Below are 24,937 nucleotides of genomic sequence, written 5' to 3' on the forward strand. Positions count from 1 at the left end.
CGCCGCTGCTCGCCATCCCGGTGGCAAAGGCTGACGGCGAAGACATCATCATCGATCAAATCCTCAATTCCCTCTCCGCCGTGGACCCCACGACGGCTTTGGACATGACGAGCTGGCTCTCCAACCTCGACGCCGCATTGCAGGGTGCGGCGAACTTTGACCCGTCGAGTTTGGCCGGCACGATGCCCGACATCGACTCCGCGTTGTCCCCGGCTTCGACTTCCGCTGATCCGGCCGCCGTCCCCCCTGACCCCGCTGCGTCGACCGACCTCGCGCAGCTGTACGAGACCTTCATCTACGGCCCACAGCACACTCTCGAACAAGAGTGGATTGACGGCACAACCGGCCTGGGCGGCCTCACGGTCCAGTGGGACAACTCGATCGATAGCTTGGACCCTAGCACGTTGCTGATCGGCAACGGCGCCGACGGAACGGCGGCAGATCCGACAGGCGGCGCCGGTGGGTTGCTCTTCGGTGACGGCGGTGCTGGCTGGAACAGCACCGTCGTCGGTGAGGCCGGCGGCGCCGGCGGCGTCGCGTACGACGGCAACGGCGGCGCGGGCGGCGAAGGCTTCGAAGGAAGCATGGGCGGTGCCGGTGGGGACACCGGCTACGGCATAGCAGGCAACGGCGGTGCCGGCGGCGACGCCGGTGGCGCCGGCGGTGCCGGTGGCGACGCGACGGGCTTCTTCTTCGGCAACGGCGGCGACGGCGGCAGCGGCGGGGTCGGCGCCACCGGCGCCGACGGCGCCACTGGCGGGCTCGGCGGCGCCGGCGGCGCCGGCGGCAGCGGCGCGGCACTGTTCGGCAACGGCGGCGACGGCGGCGCCGGCGGCGACGGCGGCACCGGCGGCACCGGCGCGCTCGGTGGTGACGGCGGCGCCGGCGGGCTCGGCGGCAAAGGCGGGATCTTCGGCCAGGACGGTGCGAACGGCGCGACTGGGGAGACTGGCCACTCGGGCCCCTCCGGCTGACCTATCCGCACCTAACCACAAGGATTCGACCGGCCCGCGGCCGGCTGGTTATCGTCGCTGCGGGCCGGTCGAATCCTTCCTCAAGCGGCTACCTAGGCCGGTGCAGATGGTTGGGCGTTCGACGAGCTTTCGGTTCTGAAAGAGGTGCCGGCGCGGACAATGGCGACTGGCTCTTGTGGCGTTTTCCACCCCTAACAAATCCCCTCAGTGGTGCTGACCAGCTGGGATAGGCCCGGTGTCCCGATGCCCCGGTGGCATTGTTAACGTGCTTCGTTCAGAGGAATCCCAGGCTGCGCCGACCGGCCCCAACCGACGGTGTGGGGTCGGTCTGTAACGTCGTGGACAGCAGCTCGTAGTACACGTCGCGAAAGTCGGTGGTGGGCTTGAGATCGCCGTTGTCGAGGTCGGTCAGGCTGGGCTGGTCGCCGTAGAAGCCGCCTTTGACCGGAGCGCCGGCGATGAACACGGGTCCAGCTGTGCCGTGGTCAGTGCCCTGTGACGCGTTGGCCCGCACCCGTCGTCCGAATTCCGAGTACGCCAGCAGGACAACATTTCTGCCGTACCGGTCACCGGCCATCTGCTCAAGGAACGGCGTTAGGGCTTCGTCCAAGGTCTACAGCAGACGCTGCTGAGTGGCGCGTTCGTCGGCATGCGTGTCGAAACCGCCCAGTTGCACCGCGCACACCCGCGTGGGCACTGCCGCCCTGACGGCGGTCGCCACCATGCTCAGTTGGCCGGCCAGCGAATTGTGTTTACCGCCAGATGGCTTGATCGCGCCGAATGGACCGCCCGCCGGATCTAGCCGGCGAGCAGACGCAGAATCGCATCGCCACAGCGATTCTTGTGCGATTCCGCGTCTGCTCGCGAGGTGTGGGCGCCCTGCGGAATATCCGGCCATACCCCTGCACGGGGGCTTAATGCCGTCATAGATTGAGTCCGTGGCGACGAACCGGCTGAGAAACCGATTTCGGACTGTGCCCGACACCGCAGGTTCTGCGAAGCTGCCGGCCGAAAATGATCTGCGGTCACTTCGGATCCTCGTTGTCGGCGCCGGGGTGAGCGGCATTTCCATTGCCCGGGGATTACTCCGCGACGGACATGATGTCACCGTCTTCGAACGGCGCCCGAATCTGCAGGCCGGTGGCGGTGCCGTGACCATTTGGCCCAATGGCGCGACGGTTCTGAGGCAGCTGGCTGTCGATATGGCGGGCGCAGGTCAGCTGCTGTCCACCGTGCGGATGTCGACATCCACGGGACGCGCGCTCGCCACTTTGGACCTGACTGCGATCGCGGAGCGGCTGGGCGCACCTATTCGGATGGTGCCCCGGCGGGTGCTGCTGGAAAGGCTGTTGGACGGCTTTCCGACGGATCGGATCCGGTGCAACTCCCGCGCGTTCAAGGTGGCGACTACCCGCAACAGCGTGCGAGTCGGATTCGAAGACGGCAGCTTCGCCCAAGGAGACCTGCTGATTGGCGCGGACGGCCTGCACTCGGTGGTCCGAAATATCGTCGGCGCGCCACTCGCGCAGCCCACCGGATGGTGCAGTTGGCAGGGACTGCTCACCTTGCCCGATGTGGTCGACCCTCATGTCGCACAGGTCATTATCGGAAAACAGGGGAACCTCGGCCTGTGGCCGGCCGGTGGCTCCGCGATGCAGTGGTGGTTCGACTTGCCCTGGTCGTCCGACTTCATCAGACCGGTAAGCCCGATCAAGCTGATTAGATCGGCTTTCACCGGTTGGTGTGACACGGCCGACCGAGTGCTGACGACATTGACCGACGACGACTTGGCCGCTTCCCCGTACCCGCATTTTCGGCATCCGATCCCGCGGCCAGGCCAAGGCGCGGTGACGTTGCTCGGTGACGCCGCACACACGATGCCCCCCACTCTCGCGCAGGGCACTAATCAGGCGCTGCTCGACACCATGGTGTTGCGCAAAGCGTTGTCGGATTTCCGGAAAGGAATGAACGGCAGAAACGGCGAGCTTTCGAGTGCGCTGCGCTGGTATGAGAAAACCAGGCGACGCCGGGTCGACGCCGTGTCCCGCGTGGCGTCACTGCCGGTGTCCCACAGTGAGTTTGCGCTCAGACCGGCGGCGATGATCCCCGGCCGCTTGCACACCTGGACGTTGGCGGTGTTCCTGCATTTCCTCAGTCACCGCAGGATGTCCGCGCAGATCAGCCGCGACCTGCAGGCCGCGACGACCGCCCCCCCTGGTCGCCGCCCATGACAACGCCGGAAATGAGGGGCTTGACCACGACCATGGACCACTACCCGGATCACCCCTTATGCGTACGAGGCGATTCCGACGAGCCCTCACGCTGGCTGTGGCTCGTCAAATGGTGTGTGCTGGCCGTCCCGCACTACCCCATTTTGATGCTTCTCTATCTGATGTACCCGCTGCTGACCATCGTCGCAGGGGCCGCCATCTTGTTCACCGGACGGTATCCACGCCCGATCTTCGACTTCAACGTCGGAGTTCTGCGCTGGTCGTGGCGAGTCATGAATTACCGATTCCCGATGAACAGCACCGACAGGTACCCGCCCTTCACGCTTGCTTCTCGGCCCGACTACCCGGGGGATCTCAAGCTCGACTATCCCGACCACCTCAACAACTCGGCCGTGCTGGTGAAGTGGTGGCTGCTGGGGTTCCCTCAGATATTGATTTGCTGGGCGATGGAGCCGCTGCTGCAGGTCCTGTGCGTCGTCGCCGCGGTGTGGTTGCTGTGCACCGGGACAATCTCACAGGGCATGCACGACCTCCTCATGGGCATCGTTCGATGGCGGTACCGGGTGGCCGTGTACGTCTCGTTGATGCGCGACGAATATCCGCCGTTCCGGCTGGACCTGGGTAGCAGGTGACCCGCCCTAATCCGTTGTTCCCGTATCTGTATCGAATCGGCATGCCGATCTTCGACCGGCTGTTCTATCGCCGGTATCGCCGCGAGGCGATGAGGCATGCGGCCGGTCGACTGTTGATGGTCGGTTGCGGCCCGGGGTCCGACTTGATGTTCCTTCCACCCACGGTGACGTCGGTCGCCGCGGTAGAGCCGCAGCCGGCGTTCCGCCGGATGGCTCGCGCTCGTGCGCGCCGCCACCGCATCGCCGCCGACATTGTCGATGGGATCGGCGAGTCGATCCCTTTCCCGGACAACAGTTTTGATTCGGTACATGTCGGACTTGTGTTGTGCTCGGTCGACGATGTGGCCGCCACCCTCGGCGAGATCCGCCGTGTGCTCGCACCCGGCGGCCGGTTGGTCGTCCTCGAGCACGTCCGCGGGGACGGCGCGATGGGAAGGTTCCAGGATCTGATCGCAGCACCATGGTCTTGGTTGGCGTCCGGTTGCAAACCGAACCGCCGAACCGTCGACGCCATCGCCGCGGCCGGTTTCGACACCGGTGGATTGCGCAGCATCCGGCGAACCCTGGTGCCGCCCCCGTGCACACCTCATCTGCAAGGATTCGCCACGGTGGTCGAGACGAACCCCCCAAAGCGCCGGTAGCGGAACTGTGACCGGGTATTCACGTGCTGTCGAATATGTAGGCGATTCGCCATTCGCTGAGGATTGGCGTACCCCATCATCCAGGGTGTTTTGACACCCTTCCTTTAGCCCAGACGTAGGTATACACTCAGCTTCCTCACATCAGTGAGTTGGATCCCACCTCGAATTGGGGGTCTTCTATGAGTAGTCGAGGTACTATTGTCGCCCTCGGCGCGGCGGCTGGCGCGACCCTCGCCGCCGGGTTTGTTTCGCTGGCAACGATCCCCGTCGCCCACGCAGACGGGGATGATGGCATCACCATCTCCAGCCCCCCGGGGCCCGACGCGGACTTTATGAGTGGACCCCTGCAAAATTTCGGCCTGTTCACCGACCAGGGCTTCGCCGACCCGGACGAACATTTCGACGCGATGGTCATCTCAGGTCACGGGTTCACGGATGTTTTGACCTCGGGGATCGACCCCTCGGATCACCTAGCTACGCTGCTGCCGCCAGGGGTAACGCTGCCCGCGGACGTGACCGCAGGGACCGTTGATGTCACAGTCAATACCTTCACAGACACGACGAACCCGGCACTCGACAGCACGTTCACCATTCCGTTCACGGATCCCCTCATCGAGTTGTGGATTGCGCTTCTTCCCCTCGGCTTCTGATCGCTTCGGGAAAAACTAGTCGACGCCGACGGCCTCGATGATGTTCAGCCGCGCCGCGCGCCGCGCCGGCGGCAGCGAGCCGAGCAGGCTGATCACCAGCGCGCCGACGGCGAACACGAGCGCCCTCGGGCTCGGCCGGAAGCCCACGGCGAAATTCATCATGTCCCCGCTGACCAGGCTGTAGAGCCACTGGTCGGTCAGGCCGAACAGCAGCCCGCACACGCCGCCGACGACACCGATGGCGGCCGCCTCGGCGAGGATCATCGCCACGGTGAACCGCCGACTGGTTCCCATCGCTCGCAGCACGCCGATTTCACGACGCCGTTCGAGCACCGAGAGCGTCAATGTGTTGAAAAGTGCTACCGCCGCCACGAATACGACGATGATCCATACCGCATTGGCGATGAACATGCTCTGGTGAAGCGGCGCCTCGAGGCCCGCCAGCGCGGCGCGACCGCTGTACACGTAATTCGGCGCGGACACCACATGACGGACGTCGGCCAATAGGCGATTCGGATTCACGCCTTCGGCCGCGGCGATTTGAAGTGCTGTCGCGGCCGGGCGGTCGAACCACGCGCGCATCCGACCGAGGTCCATCCCGACGGTGCCGATGACCGTCGAGAAGTACGGCGCCAAGGCCAACACAGCCGTCCGGCGCAGGCCGTGTGGCGTTTGCAGTGCTAGGTCGTCGCCGGCTCGGACATGGAGCGTTCTGCCGAGGCTCTGCGAAAGCACCACGCCCCGACCGGCGAGCACGTCGCTGCGCACCTGCTCACCGAGCGCGCGGTAGAGCGGATCGGCGGTCCCGGCGGAAAATCCGTCGAGCATCACCCGCGTACCGCCAACCTCGGCGAATCCGAAAGCGCCCTGGATGACGTGGCCTACCCCGGGCACTGCCGCGACCTTGCCGGCAAGACCTCGCGGCAGCGCATCGACGGGATATCTGTCGGGAGGATCCGCGCTCACCCACACGTCGACGCCGGCGACCGGTGCGAAGATGGCGCGCGCCGAGGAGATCATGTCGGCGTTCGTACCAGTGATCACGACGGTGGTGAGCACCGCGATGAGCACCGTCATCACCGTGGCCCACACCCGCCGCGGCGCACGCTCGACCGTCGCCGCCGCGAGTCGCCCAACCGATCCGAACATTCGTGCCGTTGCCGCAGTCGCTTTGACGATCAGCGCGGTGAGTGCGAAGCCAAGCGCGATCTCAGCGCTGAACACAGCAAAGACTGCGGCGAACGCGAGTGTGCCGCGCCGGTCGGCCACGACCTCGATCGATGCCGCGAACACCGCGACGGCTGCAATCCCGCATGCCGTCCGCAGCCATCGCGGCACGAAGTCCGCGGCCGAAACCCCAGCCGGCGCCAAGGCCTCGATCGGTGAGACCTTGTACACCTGCCGCGCAGCCATCGCCGACGCTACCCCGCCGGTGAACGCGGTCGCCGCCAGCGCGACCGGTATCGCGTAGCCGGGCAACCAGTACTCCACCCGAGCTTCGAGGCCTTGAGTTATCGCCGGGGGCAATCGGCCAATCGCCATACGGCCCAGGATGATTCCGATGCTCGACCCGATCGCTCCGCCTATCAACCCGAGAATCACGGCCTCGGCGAGCAAATCGCGAACGATGGTGACACGTCGGCCTCCGATCGCACGCAACATCGAGATCACCGGCCGGCGCTGGGTGATCGTCATCGTCATCGTGGTGAAAATCAGGAACGCGCCGACCACCAACGCGACTCCCGCACCCATCAACGCCATGTAGTTCATCAGCTTGACGCCGTCGCCGGCCCGGGCTGCTCGCATGCTCGGATCCGCGACGATCGCCCGACCCTTCACGGCGGCCGTGACCGCGGCGCGCACCGCCGCGAGATCAGCCCCGGACTTTGTCGTGATCAGTATCGAGTCGAGCTGGCCCTTTCGCCCGGTGATGTCCTGCGCCAAAGCGAGTGGCGCCAGCACGTAGTGTCCGCCGTTGAGGTCGGCAAGCTGCTTGCCGGTGAGCACTTCCGTGACTGAGACCGAAGCCGACCCCAGCCGGAATGTCTCGCCTTTGCGGTGACCGACACCCGGCCCGACCTGAACAGCGTCGGGGTTGGCGGACAGCGTCTTCAGTGGCTTCGCGACGGCGTCCTTCAAGGCGCCGCCCAGCACGGCGCTGTCCTTGTCTGCGCCGAACAGCAGAACCGGACCTGACGCCGTGGGCGCAGAAGTCCGAATCATCGGCGCCGCGGTCGCGACGCCGCGCACGGTGGCGACGTCGGCCGTTATCGTGTCGGGAAATCCCGCGTCGGTAATGCCCGACACCTCGAGTGCCGCGATGCCCGCGACCCCATCGGACAGCCGGTTGACCGATCCGGTGATCGACCCGAAGATTCCGAACACCGCGACCAGATACATCGCGGATGCAGCCATTACGGCGATCGAGGCGACCGTGCGCCAACGATGCACAGCAAGTTCCCGCACGCTGAACAGGCGGAGCCGGCTCATCGCAGCAGCTATCGGCGAGCCCCCTGTCACCCCGGAACCGCCGACAACTCGTCGGAACCGACCCGCCCGTCGCGCAGCGTGATCACCCGATCGGTCGCCGTCGCGGCATGGGAGTTGTGGGTCACCATCACCACCTGCCGAGCGCGGCCGTCCTCATGCGCCACCTCGGCGAGCAGCGACAGGATGGCAGCGCCTGTGGTGGAATCGAGGTTGCCGGTCGGTTCGTCGGCGAGGATCAGCGGTGGATCCATCATCAATGCCCGCGCGATCGCAACCCGCTGCATTTCGCCGCCGGACAGTTCCGCCGGTCGATGTTGGGCCCGGTTAGCCAGCCCGACCCGCTCCAGCAGCCGAACCGCAGCGGGTTGGGCCTTGGCCAGTCGGACCCCGTCAAGCAACTTCGGGACCGCCACGTTCTCCCATGCCGACAGGGTCGGCAGTAGGTTGAAGAACTGAAAGACAAACCCGACCCGATGACGGCGGAACGCCGACTGCTGCTCATCGTCGAGACGGCCGATATCCTCGCCGTTGAAGATGACCGACCCGTAATCAGGGCTGTCCAGCGCGCCGAGCAAATGCAGCAGCGTGCTCTTACCCGCCCCCGACGGTCCGACGACCGACGCGAACTGTCCCCCATCGAACCGCAGGTTGACCTCGTCGAGAGCACGCACTGTTTGACCGCCGATCCGGTACTCGCGCACCACGTCGCGGAGTTCGATGATCAGTTCCCGCTTGCGCCCCTCGGAGCTATCGAGTCGTCTGATGATGGCCCTTCCACGAGACCGCATTACCCGACCCCAATTGATCCGCGAGCGCGAGATTTGCTGTCCAGACATCAGCAGCGTACTACCGTCGTCGTCGCACGAATACCGCTCTCAGCACCATGTTTTCAGCGGTCCGGAGCCGTGCCCGGCAACGTCGACCGTGGGCAGACTCGACGACAACCGAATCAACAGCGCCCGTTAGATGATTCACCTCTGCCCTCCTGAAACCGTTGTATGATACGGCTCGACGCCGCCCCGGATGGCGGTCGAGATCGGTGGCATCGTTGCTCGGTTCGGCCCCTCGGGAAGACAAAGACGTGATCGCCGATCGACCAGGTGCGCAAGCAGGGCCCGCGGGCTCGCGCCGGGTGGTTGATTACATCGTTGAGCACCTCGCCGCGCTCGGAGTCGGGCACATCTTCGGGGTGGACGGCGCGAACATCGAAGACCTCTACGATGCAGCGTATTTTTGCCACGACATCAGCGCCGTACTGGCCAAGCACGAGTTCTCCGCGGCCACCATGGCGGATGGTTACAGCCGCAGCGGCGCCGGATTGGGTGTGGTCGCGGCGACGTCGGGCGGCGGCTCGCTGAACCTGGTCTCGGGACTGGGCGAGTCACTCGCCAGTCGAGTTTCGGTGCTGGCCCTGGTCGGTCAACCGCCGATCACCGCAGATGGCCAGGGCAGCTTCCAGGACACCAGCGGGCGCAACGGCTCTCTGAACGCCCATGCCTTGTTCTCAGCGGTTTCGGTGTCCTGCGAGCGGGTATCGTCGGCTGCCGGCATTGTCTCGGCGTTACCGAGTGCGATCGCGGCGGCACGCGCGGGCGGGCCGGCAGTGTTGTTGTTGCCCAAGGATGTTCAACGAGCGTGGGTCACTGGCGACAGCGCCCTGGCCGGTAACGGCTTCGGCCGGCCGACATGGCCACGGGTCGTCGACCCGCGACCGATCGCCCGGGCGCTGCGTCGTGCCAACGGCCCGGTCACGATCATCGCCGGCGAGCAGGTGGCACGCGATGACGCCCGCGCGGAGCTGGAGCGGCTACGTGCGGTGTTGGGTGCGCAGGTGGCCTGCGTTCCCGATGCCAAAGACGTTGCGGGCACAGCTGACTTCGGCTCGTCGTCGGCGCTAGGGGTGACCGGTGTGATGGGCCATCCGGGAGCGATCGACGCAGTGGCCGGCAGCGCGTTGTGTCTGCTGGTAGGCACCCGATTGCCGGTCACGGCCCGCGCCGGGTTGGATGCTGCACTGGCGAGGGTGCGGCTTCTCTCGGTCGGCTCGGCACCGCCCTACCTACCGTGCACCCACGTGCACACGGAAGACTTGCGGGAGTCGCTGAGGATGCTGACGCGCGCGCTTTCCGGATACCGGTGCCCGACCGAACGACCGACGCCCACCCCGAGCGCACCTACCGAGTTGGTCCCGCCGAAGTTCGATGGTCCCGGTGTGCGCTACCACGAAGCGCTCGTCGCCGTCGACAGCGCGCTGCCCGACGGCGTGGACATCGTCGTCGATGCGGGCAATGCCGGCGCGGCCGCGATCCACTATTTGCCGGTGCGGCGCGGCGGTCGCTTCCTCGTCGCGCTCGGCATGGGCGGCATGGGCTACAGCTTCGGAGCAGCGGCGGGCATGGCATTCGGGAGGCAGCGGCGTACGGTCGTAATTGCCGGTGACGGCGCGTTTTACATGCATGGCATGGAGCTGCACACTGCGATCGAATACCGGCTTCCGCTGACGCTGCTGTTGTTCAACAACAACGCGCACGCGATGTGTGTGACCCGCGAGCAATTGTTCTATGAGGACCTGTACAGCTACAACCGCTTCGCGCCCAGTCGGCTTGGGGCCGGTCTGGCGACGATGTTTCCCGGGCTGTCGTCGGTGGACGTAACCGACATCGACTCCTTGGCGGCGGCGCTACGCGCCGCGGTCGAAGTCGACGGGCCGTCAGTAGTCTGTGTCGAATGTTCCGCCGACGAAATCCCGCCGTTTGCAACATTTTTGACAGCAACTCCACCAACCACGACCGGCGCGCCAAGCGGTGAAACGTTTTATCCGTCGACTACCGAGGAGAACCAATCCGATGCCGCTGCCCGCGCTTGAAGATATCGCCGCTCACACCGGTAGCACAGAGCCGATCGAGGGAGTAACTCGCATCGAGACCAGCCCGCGGCAGAAGGCCACTCCCGTCATCATGGAGATGATGCACTCGGTGTATCCGCACGATCAGGTATTCGGCGACTACTGCACCGTCAGCGCGTGCATCGACTGCCCGCCCGAGGAGCTGTTCGCCTACATGGCCGACACCCGCTGTCTAGAGGAGTGGACCTACAGTTTGCGCGGCTTCACCGAAACCGACGAACCAGGTTTGTGGCTGGCCTACGACCGGCTGGGGTCCGAGACCAAAATCTATACCCGCACAGTGGCTAACGAGCAAGCACGCACCGTCGACTATCACTGCGCCTGGGATCAGCGCAAGCACCTGTGGATGATCTACTTGATGCGGGTCATCGACGCTCAGACGGTCTTCGACAAGCCCGGCTCGGTAGTGCTATGGACCAACTGTCACCACCCGTTCTACGACCACAACCCCTACCCTGATGCGGCTCCGCCGCACCGGACGATTTGGGTCGGCGACTTCTGGGACATGTTCGGCGCCGGGCATCTACTGGAGCTGAACACCCTCAAGGCGATCGCCGAATACCGCCACCGCAACCGGCTGCCGGTGACACCAGACTGGATGAGGAAGACGCGGCATGGTCACAGCGGCTGATAAAACCACTGTCAGTCTGGTCGATGTCGGCACCTACCTGCCCGAAAACCGCGTCCCCGCCGCGTACTACGAACACTGTGCGGGCACCGATGACTTGCGAAACAGCCCGATGTTTCGTGCACCGCCGTTTCGCCACCACTCCGCAATTGACGAGTCCAACGTCGACATGATCGAGCGGGCCACCATGGCTTTGGTCGAGCGACACGGCGTCGGGATGCTTGCCGGTGTCGATGTGCTACTGACGCATTCGCAGCTCCCGGACCTCCCGATCCTGGGAGCCGGCGGCGAGATCTCTTACCGGTTGGGCATGAGCCCCGAGTACGTCGTCGACGTGCACAACGGTGGGTGCGCGGCGTTCGTCTTGATGATCAAGCTGGCCCGTCAATTGCTGGTTTCCGGCGCGGGCAGGTCCGCGTTGATCGCCGTCGCCCAAAACTGTGCGGGCAAAGTTTTTGAACAAGAACATGTCCGCCAGCTTGCCCAGTCCGCGGTCCCAGGTGACGGTGCGGCCGTGGGACTGCTGACCCTTTCCGATGACTCGCCGGTGCTCGACGTCGAATGCCGCCACTACGGCCAGTACGCCGGTGACATGGCAGTGACCACGGAGCCGCCCCGACTCTGGTGGCAGGCCGGATCCGGGGAACTATGCGTGAACTTTGACGACGCCAAGATCACCAAAGTGTTGGCCCGGGGCAACCGGCAGGTGCCCGAGGTGGCCTTGGCCGTCTGCGACCGCATCGGGGTCAAATCCGAAGACCTCGACCTGCTGGTCACCAATCAACCCAACCGGATCTTCTTGCGCAACTGGAGCGAAGCCCTCCAACTACCCCACGAACGCCACGTCGATACCTTCAACGAGTACGGCAACCTGTTTGCGGTGGGGATACCGGTCAACTTCGATGCCGCTATCAGCGATGGTCATGTCAAGCCCGGAGACATTGTGATGATGGCGGGCTTTGCTCATGCGGGCGACTTCGCCGCCGCGGCGGCGATCCGCTGGGGCGGGCGAGCGGAATAGCTGCTGCCGAGGCTCAGAGAGGCTCCAGCCCGTTCAGATAGCGCCGGGCCAGCTCCTGGTAGGCCTGCGGGTTGACGTTCGCCCCACATCTTGGCGCCGGTCCCCGCGATCGGGCCCTTGGCAGTGGCCGGTGAACCCATCACCAGCACCTCCGCGGATATTCGCCGGGGTGACCGCATAGATCTGATCCACCGTGGTGCCGTACTTGCCCGCCTGGCCTGCAATGTCTCACCCTAAATATGCCCGGGCGCAACGGAATTGACGCGGATACCTTTCTCGCCCAGCTCGGTGGCCAGCGATTGTGACATGGCCAGCAGCGTCGACTTGGCCATTTTGTAGGCGCCGTATTTGGCTTGAGAATGGCGCAGCACCATGGAATTGACGTTGACGATCGATCCGTGCGACGCCTGCAGCGCCGGCGCGAAAGCCTGAATCAGACGCAACGCGCCGAGCGCACTGCGCTCGATCGCGTCACTGATGTCGCGTCACTGATGTGCTGAAAACTGGTGCCCGCCAACGGCTTCATCGACGGCACCCGAAACGCGTTGTTGACCAGCACGTCCACCTTGCCGTAGGTCGCCATGGTGGTCTCGACGAGGTCATTCACCTCGTCGTCGGTGATGTCGGCGCGTACCGCCAGGGCTCTGCGTCCGGTGTCGTTGATCTGCTTGGCGACATTTTCCACCCGTTCCACGGTGCGGGCTCCAAGCACCAGGTCAGCGCCGTTGTCAGCACATCGGCGGGCCAGGGTGGTACCGAGACCCGGTCCGACCCCGCTGATCACCACGACCGTACCGTCGAGCATCGTCGTCACCCCAACATCCTTGCCGCAATCTGCTGTTGGCGCAACGCTATTCGCGCGCGCCATTCCTCGTCGGAAATCTTGTTGTGCTCGAAATGCGGCAACTTGGCCGGTATCTGGTCGAAGTCGACCAACTCGACGGTAGGGCCGTCGGCCTCTGTGAGTTCGCGCGACACTCGCTGCCAGCGGAACTGCAGGAATCCCCGCCGATGCCCGACGGTCTCTACCCAGTTGGTGACGCCGGGGTTCTGGTCGGCGACGACGATCCGTACCTTGCCGTCCGGATCCGCTCGGGCCTGAGTGTTGTTCAGCGACGTCTGGTGGTTGACCTAGTCCAGCGAGATGTACCAGACCCGAGGTAGGGGTGTACTCACCGCCGAGCAGCTGGAAGCTCAGGTCGGTGGTAGTGCCGCGCACGCCGGTGACCAGGTAATCGTGGTCGGGCTGGACACGGCAGCCGAAGTAGAGGGTGTCCGGGTTGTCCAGCCCCATCTTGGTGAACGGCCCGACAGCAGCATCGCGTGCAGGCGACCACACACCCGGCCAGGTGCTGCAAGCCCTCGATCAAGTCGGCTTCGGTCTCGATATGCGGTGCGGCGGCGACCAGTTGCTCCGCTTCGGCGGTTGCATCAGTGAGCGGCTCCGAGACAAGGGGAGCGGACACGCCTTGACACTAGAACGTGTTCTAGTTTTCGTCAATGGGCGAACATTCCGCGGTGTCGCCGCGGCCGCTCACCGACGAGGCTCGCTCACTGCCTGGCTACGGCGCGCACTGCTGCGACAGGTCGATCAGATGCTGCCGCACGTCCGGGTGCCGATTCAGGTAGTCGATGACGTTGCCGCCGCTGCCCTCCGCCTCGGACTTGTCGATCAGCTGCTGATGGAGGTCGGGATGCTGTTCCAGGTAGGAGTTGATGGAGTTACCTACGGTCTGCCCATTGCATTGCGCGTTGGCAGGGCTCGCCAGCGGCAACGCAATGAGCGTCGCTGCCGAAGCGCTCAGCAGGCCACCGCTGAGCACACGATACAGTCCGCGGCGGCGGGACCACGGGGGTGCGGAAGTCATGGTCATCGGATTGCTCCTTCGGGCACTGGCTATTGCTTCGATCTGCTAAGCGAGCCTACCCGCGGCAGTGTTACCGACGCATTTGCCGAAGCTGTGAAGCTAGTGTGTAACGGCTTCCCGGCCGCTCGCCTGCTCGCGCTTGATTTCCAGTGCGATACCGATGAGCTGGTCTTCCTGACCGCCAATGAGTTGCGCGGGCCGGCCCGGTGCAGCAGCTGGTGAGCAGGGACGCCGTAACGCTGGGCCTGGCGCACGGCGTGCTTGAGGAAGCTGGAGTAGACCGCGGAGTAGCCCATGATCAGCGCGTTGCGGTCGAGCAGGCATTCGGCCGGCATCGCCGGGCGTGCCACATCCTCGGCGGCGTCGGCGATGTCGAAGAAGTCGATGCCGGTCTTGACGCCGATCTTGTCGAACACCCCGATCAGGGTCTCGACCGGCGCATTTCCGGCGCCGAAGCGACGGCAGGAGCCGTCGATCTGTTTGGCGCCCGCCCGCACGGCCTCCACCGAGTTGGCGACACCCAGGCCGAGGTTCTCGTGCCCGTGGAAGCCGACTTGGGCGTCGTCGCCGAGCTCGGCGACCGCCAACGCCGGCGGACTGGGCATCTTGGCCTCGGCCGATCGCCACGACGCTGCTGTTGCCGTCGGTGCTTGACGCGGTGAGCATCCCGGTGATCGCGGCGGGCGGTTTCTTCGACGGTCGTGGGCTGGCCGCAGCATTGTCTTACGGTGCCGCCGGGGTTGCCATGGGCACCCGATTTCTGCTCACCTCGGGTTCGACTGTGCCTGACGCGGTCAAGCAACGCTATCTGCAGGCCGGGCTGGACGGGACCGTCGTCACTACCCGCGTCGGCGGCATGCCGCACCGCGTATTGCGCACCGGGTTGGTTGAGAAGCTGGAACGCTGCTCGCGGGCAAGGGGATTCACCGCGGCACTGCGAAACGCCGCGACGTTCAAGAGGATGTCGCAGATGACCTGGGCCTCGATGGTTCGCGGCGGCCTGGCGATGCGGCACGGCAAGGAACTCACCTGGTCGCAGGTCGTCATGGCGGACAACACCCCGATGCTGCTCAAAGCCGGTCTGGTCGAGGGCAATACCGACGCCGGCCTCGACCTCACTCGGGCCGGCGGGCCAGACGCGCTGACGGTGCGGGAAGCTACTCGGCGAGTTGGGGTTTCGCCCAATGCCGCATACCGTCACTTCGCCGACCGGGAAGCATTGCTGCGCGCAGTGGTGGCCGCGATCCAATTGCGGATGGCGGCGCGGATGCAAGGCTCGATGCGCGGGCGCGGCTCGACGGGTCTGCAAGCGCGCGATCGGCTGCGGGCGGTCGGGATGGGCTACATCAGGTTCGCGCTGGACGAGCCGGGCTGGTTCACCACGGCTTTCTTCGGATCCGCTGACGGGCCGAACGCGACGACCATTGCACCGCCGTTTGTCGCGTTGATCGAGGCACTCGACGCCATGACCGATGCGGGCGTGCTGCCGCCCGAACGACGCGACGGCGCCGAGTGGCCCTGCTGGTCGGCGGTGCACGGGTTCGCCGAACTTGCCCTGCACGGGCCGCTGCGCGGCGCGAGTCGCCGCGAGGTGGAGTTGCTGGCGGGTCGCACGGTCGACGACATCATCGCTGGTCTGTCACGCTGACGGCGCGAGCGCCGAGCGTGAAACCACTGCGAAAAAATTCGCCGCGGGAAAAATCGCAACCACTGCACGCTCGCCGCGCTCAGTCCCCGCCGTTCGGCGCAGCGCCGCCAGTCCACACGGGAGAGACGTTTAGGAAAACTCAACCCTGAGAATGGGGTTAGAAAACGTCGTCGCGGGTATGATAAAGCGCCGTCGAATCACTTAGAGACGTCTGCCGAAGATGCCTCTGCCGCACAGGAAGGACCCATAATGGCTGGACACCGCCGAATCGGCAGCGGGGGGCACCGCCAAACACGCAACACCAAGACACGCCGCCGCGCACGTGTGGTGGGGGCCGCTACGGCTGCCGGGGCGTTTCTAGCATTCGGGATGACCCCGCTGGCCACGGCGCCCGGCGCGCATGCCGACGACTTCGGTCTCGGAGACCTCATCGCCAACCTCGTCACGGGCGGCATGGGGGGTGTGCCCGGCTCGGTTGTGGATCCCTCAGCGTTCGATCCAGGCAATTTTCTGGATCTGGGCGCCTTTGGCGCGGGTGCCGACCACGCTACCTCCTTCGCGGCCAGCGCTGACACGCTGCCTTCGATTGCCGATCCATTCGGCGCTGCGTCGTCCCAGCCCTTCGACAACTCCATCCAAATGCTCGAGCAGGACTGGATCAACAGCCCATTTGGTCAACAGGTCGACAACGTCGTCAACACGACGTCCGGGGAGTTCCTGATCGGCAACGGCGCCAACGGAACGCCGGACTCGACGTTGGCGGCAGCCGATGGCGGTACTGGCGGGTCGTTGTTCGGCGACGGCGGCAACGGCGCCACCGACGCTGCTGGACAGGGCGGCACCGGCGGGAACGCCGGCGAGTACGGCGATGGCGGCATGGGCGGTAACGGGGCCGACGGCGGGGCCGGCGGCGCGGGCGGTAACGGCGGGACGCTGATGGGCGACGGCGGCGACGGCGGCAACGGCGGCGACGGCCTGCCCGGCGAGGATGGCGGGGCCGGCGGGGCCGGCGGCAACGCCTTGGCCGCCAGCGGCAACGGCGGCGACGGCGGCGACGGCGGAGTCGGCGGCGACGCCACCGCCGACGGCGCCCGTGGCACCGCTAGCGGAGGCGTCGGCGGCGACGGCGGGGCCGGCGGTAACGGCGCGACCGGCGGAAGCGGGGGCACTGGCGGAGTTGGCGGCGAAGCCACGGTCAACGGCACCGGTGGCTCCGCGACCGGAGGTCTAGCCGGCAACGGCGGTAACGGCGGAGTCGGCACGGTTACCGGCGGCGACGGCGGGACCGGCGGGGCCGGCGGCGAAGCCACCGCCAACGGCAAGGACGGCATGACGACCGGCGGTAACGGCGGTTCTGGCGGTGTCGGCGGGGCCGGCCCCACTACCGGCGGTGACGGCGGGGCCGGCGGGGCCGGCGGCGAAGCCACGAGCCACGGCGCCGGTGGCAACGCTATCGGCGGCAACGGCGGTGACGGCGGTAACGGCGGTCGTGGTGTGACCGTCGGCGACGGCGGCGACGGCGGCGCACCCGGCACCGCGATAGCGACCGGCGCGGGCGGCATAGCTACGCCCGGCACGCCCGGCACGTCCGGCCAGAACGGCTGATACCGGGGGAGGCGCAGCCCCGCACGCCACGGCGTGCGGGGCTGCTACGCGAGCGTGCGCAGTTGTACGGGATTTGCGGCGTGTCGGTGTACAAACATGCACGCTCGCGGCAGAAGGATTAGAGCCGTTCGATGATCGTGACGTTGGCGGCGCCGCCGCCTTCGCACATCGTCTGCAGGCCGTAGCGGCGACCGGTGCGCTCCAGCTCATTGAGCATGGTGGTGAAAAGCTTTGCCCCGGTGGCCCCTAACGGGTGGCCGAGCGCGATCGCGCCGCCGTTGGGGTTGACTTTTTCCGGGTCGGCCTTGATCTCTTTGAGCCAGGCCAGCACGACCGGCGCGAACGCCTCGTTGATCGCGACCGTGTCGATGTCCCCGATGGACAGCCCGGTCTTCTCCAGTGCGTAGCGGGTGGCCGGGATTGGCCCGGTCAGCATGAACACCGGGTCGGCGCCGCGGGCACTGATGTGGTGGATGGGCGGGCCCGCGGGGTGAGTTTGTGGTCCTTGACGGCCTGCTCACTGGCCGGCAGCACCGCGCTGGCGCCGTCGCAGACCGGGCTGGCCACCGCGGCGGTCAACCGGCCACCCTCGGTCAACGGCTTCAGCGCCGCCGTCTTCTCCAGCGACGTTTCGCGGGGGCACTCGTCGATCCGGAAGCCGTCCACGGCGATGATCTCGTTGTCGAAATGACCGCTGCGGATCGCGGCCAGCGCACGCTCGTGACTGGTCAGCGCGAACTGCTCCGTCTCCTCGCGGGACAGGTTCCATTTCTCGGCGATCAACTCCGCCCCGCGGAACTGTGAGATCTCCTGATCGCCGTAGCGGGTGCAGCCAATTCTTCGACTCGTTTGTCGGCGAGGTGAACCCAAACTCCTTGCCGACCACCATCGCCGACGCGATCGGGATCTGACTCATGTTCTGCATGCCGCCGGCCAGGATCAGATCGGCGGTGCCCGACATGATCGCTTGCGCGCCAAAGGAAATCGCCTGCTGGCTGGATCCGCATTGCCGGTCGACGGTTACCCCGGGCACCTCTTCGGGATAGCCCGCGGCGAGCCACGCGTTACGACCGATGTTGCCGGCCTGCCCGCCGAGCGCGTCGACGCATCCGACCACAACGTCGTCGACGGCCGCGGGGTCAACGTCGACCCGCTCGCACAGCCCAGCGCTGGCGAGCGGTGAGCTGATCGCCACCGTCATGCTGCGGCCGCAGATGCCGCGGGCGGTGGATGCCGACGCGGCCGGCCTGGTTTTGGCCGCTGAACAGGGTGGCACGGTCAGCGACGCCGTTGTGGGCGAGCGGCACGCGTCCGTCGACTCAAGCCGCCACCTGTTTGACGCCGACGCCGTCGGCGAAGCGTGGCGAGCCGACGTCGCCCACGCCTACGAGTTCGGCGCACTGGCCACCGCCGCCCAATTGGTCGGCGCGGGCCAGGCCATGCTGGACGCCGCGGTCGACTACGCCAAGCAACGCGCCCAATTCGGCCGTGTCATCGGCCCATACCAGGCGATCAAACACAAGCTCGCCGATCTGCACATCGCGCTGGAGTTAGCCCGTCCCTTGGTCTACGGCGCTGCACTGTCGCTGGCCGATCGGTCTCCCGATACCGACGGCGCTGCCAACGCGTCGTTGACCACACGGTGGCCGCCGAGGGCATTCAGCTGCACGGCGGCGTCGCGATCACCTGGGAACACGACATGCAACTGTATTTCAAACGGGCGCAGGGCAGTTCACAGCTGCTGGGTTCTGCGCGGGATGACTTGCGCAGGCTAGAAGCTGACGTGTTCTAACCTTGACCGCATGAGCGATCACGTCGCGCAACGCGCCGGGATCCCACCGTTCTACGTGATGGACGTCTGGCTGGCCGCCGCAGAGCGCCAGCGCACTCACGGCGACCTGGTGAACTTGTCGGCGGGGCAGCCCAGTGCCGGCGCGCCCGAGCCGGTGCGCGCTGCGGCCGCGGCGGCGCTGCATCGGGGTCAGCTCGGCTACACGGTGGCGCTGGGAATTCCCGAGCTGCGCGCGGCCATCGCGGCGTCGTACCTGGATCGGCACAACTTGCACGTCGATGTCGACGATGTGGTGGTAACGACGGGCTCATCGGGGGGTTTTCTGCTCACCTTCCTGTCTTGCTTCGACGTCGGTGACCGAGTCGCGGTCAGCAGCCCCGGCTACCCCTGTTACCGAAATATCTTGGCTGCGCTCGGATGCGAGGTCGTCGCGATGGAATGCGGGCCGCAGACCCGCTTTCAGGCAGGAGTGCAGATGCTCGCCGCGCTGGATCCGTCGGTGCAGGGCGTAGTCGTAGCCAGCCCGGCCAACCCGACCGGGACAGTCATCCCCCCGGCAGAACTCGCAGCGATGGCGTCCTGGTGCGATAGCGCTGGTGTGCGGCTGATCAGCGACGAGGTCTACCACGGGTTGGTCTACCCGGGTGCGCCGCAGACCAGCTGCGCCTGGAGTACGTCTCGAAATGCGGTGGTGGTCAACAGCTTTTCCAAGTATTTCGCGATGACCGGATGGCGGCTGGGCTGGTTGCTGGTGCCGGCCGAGCTGCGCCGCGCGGTGGACCGACTGACCGGGAATTTCACCATCTGCCCGCCCGTGTTGTCGCAGCGCGCCGCCGTTGCGGCGTTCACTCCCGAAGCGATCGAAGAAGCCGACGGCCATCTGCGCCAGTACGCCGTCAATCGCACGATGCTTCTCGACGGTCTGCGCGAAATCGGCATCGACCGGCTCGCGCCCACCGACGGCGCGTTCTACGTCTACGCCGACGTCTGCGACTACACCGCCGACTCGATGGGTTTCTGCTCGAAGCTGTTGGCCGATACCGGGGTAGCGATTGCTCCCGGGATCGACTTCGATCCCGGGCACGGCGGTTCGTTTGTGAGGCTGTCCTTCGCCGGGCCGGCAAGCGACATTGAAGAGGCGTTGCGCCGGATGCGCGCTTGGCTACCGGGCCAGAATAGCGGTGGAGCGTAAACGTATGGCTGCCAAGTCTTGGGGCTCGGCGCGCGTGGCGCGGTGGGCTGGCACGTTCGGAGTCGTCCTCCCCGCGCTCACGCTGGTGGTGTATCCGATCTGGTCATTCCCGGGGACTCAGACGTCGGGCACCGAAGTGGCGCGCTGGGCCACGACTCACCACGTTGACGTTCCTCCCCACGGCTAAAGCCGGGGGATTCCAACCTGTTTAGACGGGTTGGAGCAGTAATTCCTCGCGGTTTCCTGCTGGTTCCTGCTTCGGCGTCTCTGCCGCGCCCGAGGGTGCGCCAGATTCTCGGCAGGCAGGGACCGCAAGCCCTGCGGCCAGGATGTTTTTGGCGGCGTTCACGTCCGCGTGCTCGGCGGGGCGTGAGCAGTGGGTGCACCGGAATACCGCTTGGCTCTCACGGGATTTCGGGTCCACATGCCCACACGCCGAGCAGCGTTGCGACGTGAACGCTGCCGGAACTTTCACCACTTGGGTCCCGGTGTAGCGGGACACAGACGTCAGTGCTTGCTCGAACCGGTACCAGCCTTTCGACAAGATTCCCTTATTCAGGCCCGACTTGGCGGCCGCGCCATTCGGCAAAAAACGGCCAGGATTGTTCGGGTCCGCGACGGGCTGCGCCCGCCGCGTCATGTTCTTGGTCGGCAGCTTCTCCAGCACCACCACGGCGTTGGCGTGCGCCAGCTCGTTGGCGGTTTTCTGGCAGAAATCCTGCCGCCGGCGCCGCTCCCGTGCCCGCACTTTCGCCAGGGCAGCACGGGTCCTGTTGCGGTTGGCCGAACCCTTGGCGGCCCGCGACAGCCTGCGCTGCAACGCCGCCGCGCGGCGCTGCTCACCGGCGGTGACGAACGGCCGGTCAAGCAGCTCGCCGCCGCTGGTCGCCACCGCCACCACCACACCACGGTCCACACCCACCGCCGATCCGGGAGCCGCATGAGCAGCCGGCGGCTCGGCCGCGTCGTCGGCCAGCAGCGAGACATACCAGTGCCGGCCCTCCCGGCCGAGGGTCACCGAGCGGATGGTTTCACCATCCAGGCTGCGGGACTGGCGAAACTTCACCCACCCGAACTTAGGCAGCTTCACCCGGCCATGGCAGCGGTTGAGTTTCTCGACCGCCATCTTGGAGCCTTCGGGAAACCGGAACGACGGCGGCCACCGCCGCGCCGAGCGCCACCGCACACCGAAGGCGCCATGCTCGCGGCACGCCCGGTCCAGGTCCATCAACGTCTGCTGCAAACAATGCCCCGGAACGTCTTTCAACCACGGGTGCTCGACTTTAGCCTCGGCCAACTCATGAGCCTGAGGCTGGTAATTTCATCCACGCCCCACGCCGGCGGTACTCACGGCGCTGCTCCAGGCCGGTGTTCCACACCGCCCGGCACGCCGCCCCGACCTGCTCGGCATACCCGGCTTGCTCGTCGGTGAACTCGACCCGAAACCGCCGCCCCGCCAACACGACTTCAGCGGTCCTTCTGCGTTTCGACGTACCGCTTGATCACCGACAACGGCGCACCCCCCACGGTGGCGGCGAAATACGAGTTAGTCCACAGCGACGGCAGCCGCGATTTCAGCCACGGGAACTCCTCGCGCAACACCCGCGAGGAGCGGCCCTTGATGGCCTTCGCCAACTTGTGCACCCCGAACTGGGGATCCACCTCCACCAGCAGATGCACATGATCAGGCATGGTCTCCAACTCGACCAACCACGCCCCCTTCTCCTCGATCACCTCAGCAATGATCTCTTTCAAGCGCTGCTCCATCCGCCCGCCGATCACCTTGCGTCTATATTTTGGGCACCACACCAGGTGATACGCGCACTGGAACGCGATATTCGCGTTCGTCCGCAACGTAACACCCACGACCGACAACATTAGACCCGTAGCACCTATCTAATGCCGTGACACGCCGCTGCGTGCCGGGCAGGGGCACCACAAGCACAGCCTTGACGCGCTCACCCCCATGCCTGAAGGCAGGGGTCCGCCGCGCTACCTACTTCCGATCGATCGGCAGCTGCTCGGCCGGGCCGGCACCGCGGCCGTACGGCGCCGGCCAGTGCGGTGCCAAGGGCCCCGCTTCTGCCAACGCCGCTTGGCGCTTGTCCGCGGGCGGCGCGGCGACATCGGCGACCGCCGCAGCGATCTGCGGCCGCAGGTCGGCGACTTCACTGAGGTCGATGCCCAGGCGACGACGCACACCGGCCTGGGTCAGCTCGGCGGTTCGGCGCAGCCAGCGGGCCGGCCGAGGAACTGCGCTATCCCGTAGGCCCGTCGCAGGTACAGGTGCGCGTCGTGCTCCCAGGTGATGCCGATGCCGCCGAGCACCTGGATGCAGTCTTTGACGTTGGCCTTCACCGCATCGATGCTCACGCCCGCGGCGATGGACAACTGGCGATCATCGTCATCGCCTGCCGCGCAGGCAGCGTCGGCGGCGGCCACCGCGACCTGCTCGGCACGGCAAAGCATTTCGGCGCGCAGATGCTTGATCGCCTGGAAGCTGCCGATCGGCTTCGTCGGTGATGGCGGTTGGCACGATCGGCTCCTCGGTTCGGCGCTGATTGTCCGGCTGCTCCTCAGCTTTCTACGAAAGCTGCATCGCCACCGGGCTAGAACGTGTTCTAATAGTGCCAGCGTTCGATCGCGAAGTCGAATGCCATCGCAGCAGGACATCTCCAGTGTCCCGGCGGCACGGAGGTGAGAAATTCGCGCTCGGCATGCGTATCGTTTCGGGCGAGCACGCAAGAAAAGGAGCTGTCCGTCAGATGTCCCCTTCGGTTCCGGGGCCAGCCCACGCCGACTCGGGTCAACCCCCGAATTCCACCGCGCCGCAACCTCGTGAGGTGATGAGTGTGGCGGTACTTGCCGAGTCCGAACTCGGGTCCGAGGCGCAGCGCGAGCGTCGCAAACGCATCCTCGACGCGACGATGGCCATCGCTTCCAAAGGCGGCTACGAGGCAGTTCAGATGCGTGCGGTCGCAGACCGCGCCGACGTCGCGGTAGGCACGCTTTACCGGTATTTCCCGTCGAAGGTGCATCTGCTGGTCTCCGCGCTGGGCCGCGAACTCGAGCGGATCGACGCCAAGGCCGACCGCGCCAGCCTGACCGGCGGAACGCCGTACCAGCGGTTGAACTTCATGGTCAGCAAGCTCAACCGCGCGATGCAGCGCAATCCGCTACTGACTGAGGCGATGACGCGCGCGTACGTGTTCGCCGACGCGTCCGCGGCGGGTGAGGTCGATCACGCCGAGAGGCTCATCGACTCGATGTTCGCCCGCGCGATGAGCGACGGCGAACCGACCGAGGAGCAGTACCACCTCGCCAGGGTGATCTCGAATGTGTGGACGTCGAATCTGCTGGCCTGGCTCACCCGAAGAGCGTCGGCCACCGACGTCAGCAAGCGACTCGATCTCGCGGTGCGGTTGCTGATCGGAAACGGCGGCAGCTCCACGGCCTGACCGGTCAGGCCGGTGGACCGGCCCTACGACCGCGGACCAGCTCGGTGTCGAGCACCTTCCTGTTGGGTCCTGGTTGCCGGGGCGGGTGGATGGTGGTTCAGGCGCTGGATTGGTAGCCGACGATGTTGTGCCACCGGGTGTTCCACGCCGGTTCCCGGGCCAGTGGGTAGGTAGGTGCGGGGTCCAGGCGTGCTCGTCGATGGCGTCGATGGCGCTTCTCCAGCCGCCGGCCGGCTGCTGCACTTAGGGCGCGCAGTAATTATTTTCCACAGCCGCAGCCGGGATCCGTTGGAGCCACCGGAGTCGGCGGTGATCAGCAGCTTGCCCGATCCGGGATAGCCGATGGCGCCCATCGTGATCCACCACCGGCGGATCGATTCCACCGCGAACGCGCCGGTGGCGGCGTCGGCGCCCGCGTTGACCCAGCCGGTGCTGGCGGCGATGCCATAGACCCCGTAGGGAGCCGCCTTGCCCAGGGCCTTGTCGGCGAAGTCGTGCACGTGGACCGTGCGCGGTGACCCGGCGGGCTCCCGTTCGCGGCCGGCGGCTTCGTAGTTGGCGGCGAGTTCCTTCTTCTTGATGTCCACGCTGATCACCGGGTCCCCGCCGGCCGGAAACCGCTCGACTCGGGTGTTGAGATAGCAAAACTGCGCATCCCGATCCCGATGCCGGTCGCCTTCCAGGGTTTTCGAGTTCGCCTGCAGGCTGTAACCAGCGGCTTTGAGCAGCTTGGCCACCGTGCGCGCAGACACCCGATGCCTTACGCCGCTCAGCTCGGCGGCCAGCTTCGCCGCCGATTTCGTCGTCCACCGCAACGGCGACTCCGGATCGCCCCGCGAGACCGGATCCACCAGCGCATCCAGCGCGGCGAGCAGATCGGGGGCGGTCACCGCCATCGGCGGGCGCCCCGCACCCGGCCGGCGCACCCGCCCCGGAATCGGTCGGTCGTGATCCACCCCGGCGCACACCAGCCGCCACGGTATCCGGATGCGCCCCGCCAGCCGCCGCGACCAGCTTGACCCCGCCCCGGCCCAGCACCTTGGCCTCCGCGCCGAGCATGCGCGAGCCCTTAGCTCGTCCGGATCACGCGCGCCCAATACCCGCTTGGCCCCGCGTGCGGCGAGCAGCGACGCGGTCGCCTCACCGATCCCACTGCTGGCGCCGGTGATCGCTACTACCTTGCCGTCAATCGTCACGGCCCA

The 24,937-nt window shown here is 66.3% G+C and carries 19 protein-coding genes and 11 pseudogenes; 15 read left to right on the forward strand and 15 right to left on the reverse strand.

Features of this window, described 5'->3' with window-relative positions:
* Positions 1-407: 407 nt before the first annotated feature.
* Positions 408-971 (forward strand): annotated as a pseudogene (locus M5I08_RS21440) (PGRS repeat-containing protein); the annotation flags it as partial.
* A 277-nt stretch (positions 972-1,248) separates the two neighbouring features.
* Here the strand turns inward: M5I08_RS21440 and M5I08_RS21445 are convergent.
* Positions 1,249-1,725: pseudogene (locus tag M5I08_RS21445) on the reverse strand (DUF1501 domain-containing protein); the annotation flags it as partial.
* A 268-nt stretch (positions 1,726-1,993) separates the two neighbouring features.
* Between M5I08_RS21445 and M5I08_RS21450 the strand changes: the two are divergent.
* The 4 genes from M5I08_RS21450 (at position 1,994) to M5I08_RS21465 (ending at position 5,128) form a co-directional block, all read left to right on the forward strand.
* The gene (locus tag M5I08_RS21450; RefSeq protein WP_249763424.1) at positions 1,994-3,205 is read left to right on the forward strand and encodes an FAD-dependent oxidoreductase; all 1,212 of its coding nucleotides are present in this window, start codon (positions 1,994-1,996) and stop codon (positions 3,203-3,205) included.
* A gap of 32 nt (positions 3,206-3,237) precedes the next feature.
* Positions 3,238-3,837: a DUF4389 domain-containing protein gene (locus M5I08_RS21455; RefSeq protein WP_219067083.1), complete on the forward strand. Its 600-nt coding sequence runs from the start codon at positions 3,238-3,240 to the stop codon at positions 3,835-3,837.
* Between the two features lie 41 nt (positions 3,838-3,878).
* On the forward strand, positions 3,879-4,478 hold the full coding sequence (locus M5I08_RS21460; RefSeq protein ID WP_370328524.1) for a class I SAM-dependent methyltransferase: 600 nt from the start codon (positions 3,879-3,881) through the stop codon (positions 4,476-4,478).
* 179 nt (positions 4,479-4,657) lie between these two features.
* Positions 4,658-5,128 carry a hypothetical protein gene (locus M5I08_RS21465; RefSeq protein WP_249762947.1) on the forward strand — a complete coding sequence of 157 codons (471 nt, stop codon included), beginning with the start codon at positions 4,658-4,660 and terminating at the stop codon, positions 5,126-5,128.
* 15 nt (positions 5,129-5,143) lie between these two features.
* On the opposite strand, the gene M5I08_RS21470 is transcribed toward M5I08_RS21465, so the two are convergent.
* Together M5I08_RS21470 and M5I08_RS21475 are read right to left on the reverse strand one after the other, a co-directional pair.
* Entirely contained in the window at positions 5,144-7,618 is a 2,475-nt protein-coding gene (locus M5I08_RS21470; protein ID WP_219067062.1) for an ABC transporter permease, read from the reverse strand.
* Between the two features lie 26 nt (positions 7,619-7,644).
* Positions 7,645-8,406: an ABC transporter ATP-binding protein gene (locus tag M5I08_RS21475; protein WP_370328525.1), complete on the reverse strand. Its 762-nt coding sequence runs from the start codon at positions 8,404-8,406 to the stop codon at positions 7,645-7,647.
* Positions 8,407-8,750: 344 nt separating this feature from the next.
* On the opposite strand from M5I08_RS21475, the gene M5I08_RS21480 reads away from it, so the two are divergent.
* From M5I08_RS21480 to M5I08_RS21490, 3 genes are read left to right on the forward strand one after another with little or no spacing between them, the layout of a single operon-like run.
* On the forward strand, positions 8,751-10,484 hold the full coding sequence (locus M5I08_RS21480) for a thiamine pyrophosphate-binding protein (protein ID WP_219067081.1): 1,734 nt from the start codon (positions 8,751-8,753) through the stop codon (positions 10,482-10,484).
* Positions 10,465-11,154 (forward strand): SRPBCC family protein, encoded by a 690-nt coding sequence (locus M5I08_RS21485; protein ID WP_219067061.1) that lies wholly within the window; start codon positions 10,465-10,467, stop codon positions 11,152-11,154. Before M5I08_RS21480 ends, M5I08_RS21485 begins: the two co-directional genes overlap by 20 nt.
* Positions 11,138-12,172 carry a 3-oxoacyl-ACP synthase III family protein gene (locus tag M5I08_RS21490; protein WP_219067060.1) on the forward strand — a complete coding sequence of 345 codons (1,035 nt, stop codon included), beginning with the start codon at positions 11,138-11,140 and terminating at the stop codon, positions 12,170-12,172. The genes M5I08_RS21485 and M5I08_RS21490 overlap by 17 nt, the downstream gene beginning before the upstream one ends.
* A 13-nt stretch (positions 12,173-12,185) precedes the next feature.
* Here M5I08_RS21490 and M5I08_RS21495 read toward each other — a convergent pair.
* The 5 genes and pseudogenes from M5I08_RS21495 to M5I08_RS21515 form a co-directional block, all read right to left on the reverse strand.
* Positions 12,186-12,309, reverse strand: a pseudogene (locus M5I08_RS21495) (gamma carbonic anhydrase family protein); the annotation flags it as partial.
* Between the two features lie 22 nt (positions 12,310-12,331).
* Positions 12,332-12,986, reverse strand: a pseudogene (locus M5I08_RS21500) (SDR family NAD(P)-dependent oxidoreductase); the annotation flags it as partial.
* Positions 12,983-13,638, reverse strand: a pseudogene (locus tag M5I08_RS21505) (hypothetical protein). The pseudogenes M5I08_RS21505 and M5I08_RS21500, both read right to left, overlap by 4 nt.
* A gap of 96 nt (positions 13,639-13,734) precedes the next feature.
* Positions 13,735-14,046, reverse strand: coding sequence for a heme-binding protein (locus M5I08_RS21510; RefSeq protein ID WP_249762948.1), 312 nt, complete (start codon positions 14,044-14,046; stop codon positions 13,735-13,737).
* A gap of 93 nt (positions 14,047-14,139) precedes the next feature.
* Positions 14,140-14,621 (reverse strand): annotated as a pseudogene (locus tag M5I08_RS21515) (4-hydroxy-2-oxovalerate aldolase family protein); the annotation flags it as partial.
* Positions 14,622-14,656: 35 nt separating this feature from the next.
* Between M5I08_RS21515 and ipdC the strand changes: the two are divergent.
* The 3 genes and pseudogenes from ipdC to M5I08_RS26390 form a co-directional block, all read left to right on the forward strand.
* Positions 14,657-15,151 (forward strand): annotated as a pseudogene (gene ipdC / locus M5I08_RS21520) ((3aS,4S,5R,7aS)-5-hydroxy-7a-methyl-1-oxo-octahydro-1H-indene-4-carboxyl-CoA dehydrogenase); the annotation flags it as partial.
* A 36-nt stretch (positions 15,152-15,187) separates the two neighbouring features.
* On the forward strand, positions 15,188-15,688 hold the full coding sequence (locus M5I08_RS21525) for a TetR/AcrR family transcriptional regulator (protein WP_249763425.1): 501 nt from the start codon (positions 15,188-15,190) through the stop codon (positions 15,686-15,688).
* 369 nt (positions 15,689-16,057) lie between these two features.
* A complete protein-coding gene (locus M5I08_RS26390; RefSeq protein WP_305883647.1) occupies positions 16,058-17,293 on the forward strand; it encodes a PGRS repeat-containing protein in 1,236 nt (411 codons plus the stop codon).
* Between the two features lie 118 nt (positions 17,294-17,411).
* Here the strand turns inward: M5I08_RS26390 and fadA6 are convergent.
* Positions 17,412-18,470 (reverse strand): annotated as a pseudogene (gene fadA6, locus M5I08_RS21535) (steroid 3-ketoacyl-CoA thiolase FadA6); the annotation flags it as partial.
* On the opposite strand from fadA6, the pseudogene M5I08_RS21540 reads away from it, so the two are divergent.
* The 3 genes and pseudogenes from M5I08_RS21540 to M5I08_RS21550 form a co-directional block, all read left to right on the forward strand.
* Positions 18,460-19,085: pseudogene (locus tag M5I08_RS21540) on the forward strand (acyl-CoA dehydrogenase family protein); the annotation flags it as partial. The pseudogenes fadA6 and M5I08_RS21540 overlap by 11 nt on opposite strands.
* Before the next feature lie 10 nt (positions 19,086-19,095).
* The gene (locus tag M5I08_RS21545; protein WP_219067058.1) at positions 19,096-20,277 is read left to right on the forward strand and encodes a pyridoxal phosphate-dependent aminotransferase; all 1,182 of its coding nucleotides are present in this window, start codon (positions 19,096-19,098) and stop codon (positions 20,275-20,277) included.
* Positions 20,278-20,281: 4 nt separating this feature from the next.
* Positions 20,282-20,464 (forward strand): hypothetical protein, encoded by a 183-nt coding sequence (locus M5I08_RS21550; RefSeq protein WP_219067057.1) that lies wholly within the window; start codon positions 20,282-20,284, stop codon positions 20,462-20,464.
* A 21-nt stretch (positions 20,465-20,485) separates the two neighbouring features.
* On the opposite strand, the gene M5I08_RS21555 is transcribed toward M5I08_RS21550, so the two are convergent.
* From M5I08_RS21555 to M5I08_RS21570, 4 genes and pseudogenes are all read right to left on the reverse strand, one after another.
* The gene (locus M5I08_RS21555) at positions 20,486-21,574 is read right to left on the reverse strand and encodes an RNA-guided endonuclease InsQ/TnpB family protein (RefSeq protein ID WP_249762949.1); all 1,089 of its coding nucleotides are present in this window, start codon (positions 21,572-21,574) and stop codon (positions 20,486-20,488) included.
* A gap of 1 nt (position 21,575) precedes the next feature.
* Positions 21,576-21,740 carry a helix-turn-helix domain-containing protein gene (locus M5I08_RS21560; protein WP_249762950.1) on the reverse strand — a complete coding sequence of 55 codons (165 nt, stop codon included), beginning with the start codon at positions 21,738-21,740 and terminating at the stop codon, positions 21,576-21,578.
* A gap of 4 nt (positions 21,741-21,744) precedes the next feature.
* Complete coding sequence (gene tnpA / locus M5I08_RS21565; RefSeq protein WP_219067056.1) at positions 21,745-22,143, reverse strand: IS200/IS605 family transposase; 399 nt, start codon at positions 22,141-22,143, stop codon at positions 21,745-21,747.
* 133 nt (positions 22,144-22,276) lie between these two features.
* Positions 22,277-22,791, reverse strand: a pseudogene (locus M5I08_RS21570) (acyl-CoA dehydrogenase family protein); the annotation flags it as partial.
* Positions 22,792-23,129: 338 nt separating this feature from the next.
* Here M5I08_RS21570 and kstR point away from each other — a divergent pair.
* Positions 23,130-23,735, forward strand: coding sequence for a cholesterol catabolism transcriptional regulator KstR (kstR, locus tag M5I08_RS21575; RefSeq protein ID WP_219067055.1), 606 nt, complete (start codon positions 23,130-23,132; stop codon positions 23,733-23,735).
* Positions 23,736-23,758: 23 nt separating this feature from the next.
* Here kstR and M5I08_RS21580 read toward each other — a convergent pair whose 3' ends face one another.
* Together M5I08_RS21580 and M5I08_RS27100 are read right to left on the reverse strand one after the other, a co-directional pair.
* Complete coding sequence (locus M5I08_RS21580; RefSeq protein WP_249763426.1) at positions 23,759-24,631, reverse strand: ISAzo13 family transposase; 873 nt, start codon at positions 24,629-24,631, stop codon at positions 23,759-23,761.
* A gap of 174 nt (positions 24,632-24,805) precedes the next feature.
* A pseudogene (locus tag M5I08_RS27100) lies at positions 24,806-24,931 on the reverse strand (SDR family NAD(P)-dependent oxidoreductase); the annotation flags it as partial.
* Positions 24,932-24,937 lie beyond the last annotated feature (6 nt).

Origin of the sequence: Candidatus Mycobacterium methanotrophicum (assembly GCF_023515995.1) — a bacterium.
Taxonomy (GTDB): Bacteria; Actinomycetota; Actinomycetes; order Mycobacteriales; family Mycobacteriaceae; genus Mycobacterium; species Mycobacterium methanotrophicum.

Excerpts from the sequence above, each read along its gene's own strand:
- M5I08_RS21455 (WP_219067083.1), top strand. The coding sequence starts at position 3,238 with ATGGACCACTACCCGGATCACCCCTTATGCGTACGAGGCGATTCCGAC.
- M5I08_RS21460 (WP_370328524.1), top strand. The coding sequence starts at position 3,879 with ATGCCGATCTTCGACCGGCTGTTCTATCGCCGGTATCGCCGCGAGGCG.
- M5I08_RS21465 (WP_249762947.1), top strand. The coding sequence starts at position 4,658 with ATGAGTAGTCGAGGTACTATTGTCGCCCTCGGCGCGGCGGCTGGCGCG.
- M5I08_RS21470 (WP_219067062.1), bottom strand. The coding sequence starts at position 7,618 with ATGAGCCGGCTCCGCCTGTTCAGCGTGCGGGAACTTGCTGTGCATCGT.
- M5I08_RS21475 (WP_370328525.1), bottom strand. The coding sequence starts at position 8,406 with ATGCGGTCTCGTGGAAGGGCCATCATCAGACGACTCGATAGCTCCGAG.
- M5I08_RS21485 (WP_219067061.1), top strand. The coding sequence starts at position 10,465 with ATGCCGCTGCCCGCGCTTGAAGATATCGCCGCTCACACCGGTAGCACA.
- M5I08_RS21490 (WP_219067060.1), top strand. The coding sequence starts at position 11,138 with ATGGTCACAGCGGCTGATAAAACCACTGTCAGTCTGGTCGATGTCGGC.
- M5I08_RS21510 (WP_249762948.1), bottom strand. The coding sequence starts at position 14,046 with ATGACCATGACTTCCGCACCCCCGTGGTCCCGCCGCCGCGGACTGTAT.
- M5I08_RS26390 (WP_305883647.1), top strand. The coding sequence starts at position 16,058 with ATGACCCCGCTGGCCACGGCGCCCGGCGCGCATGCCGACGACTTCGGT.
- M5I08_RS21545 (WP_219067058.1), top strand. The coding sequence starts at position 19,096 with ATGAGCGATCACGTCGCGCAACGCGCCGGGATCCCACCGTTCTACGTG.
- M5I08_RS21550 (WP_219067057.1), top strand. The coding sequence starts at position 20,282 with ATGGCTGCCAAGTCTTGGGGCTCGGCGCGCGTGGCGCGGTGGGCTGGC.
- M5I08_RS21580 (WP_249763426.1), bottom strand. The coding sequence starts at position 24,631 with ATGGCGGTGACCGCCCCCGATCTGCTCGCCGCGCTGGATGCGCTGGTG.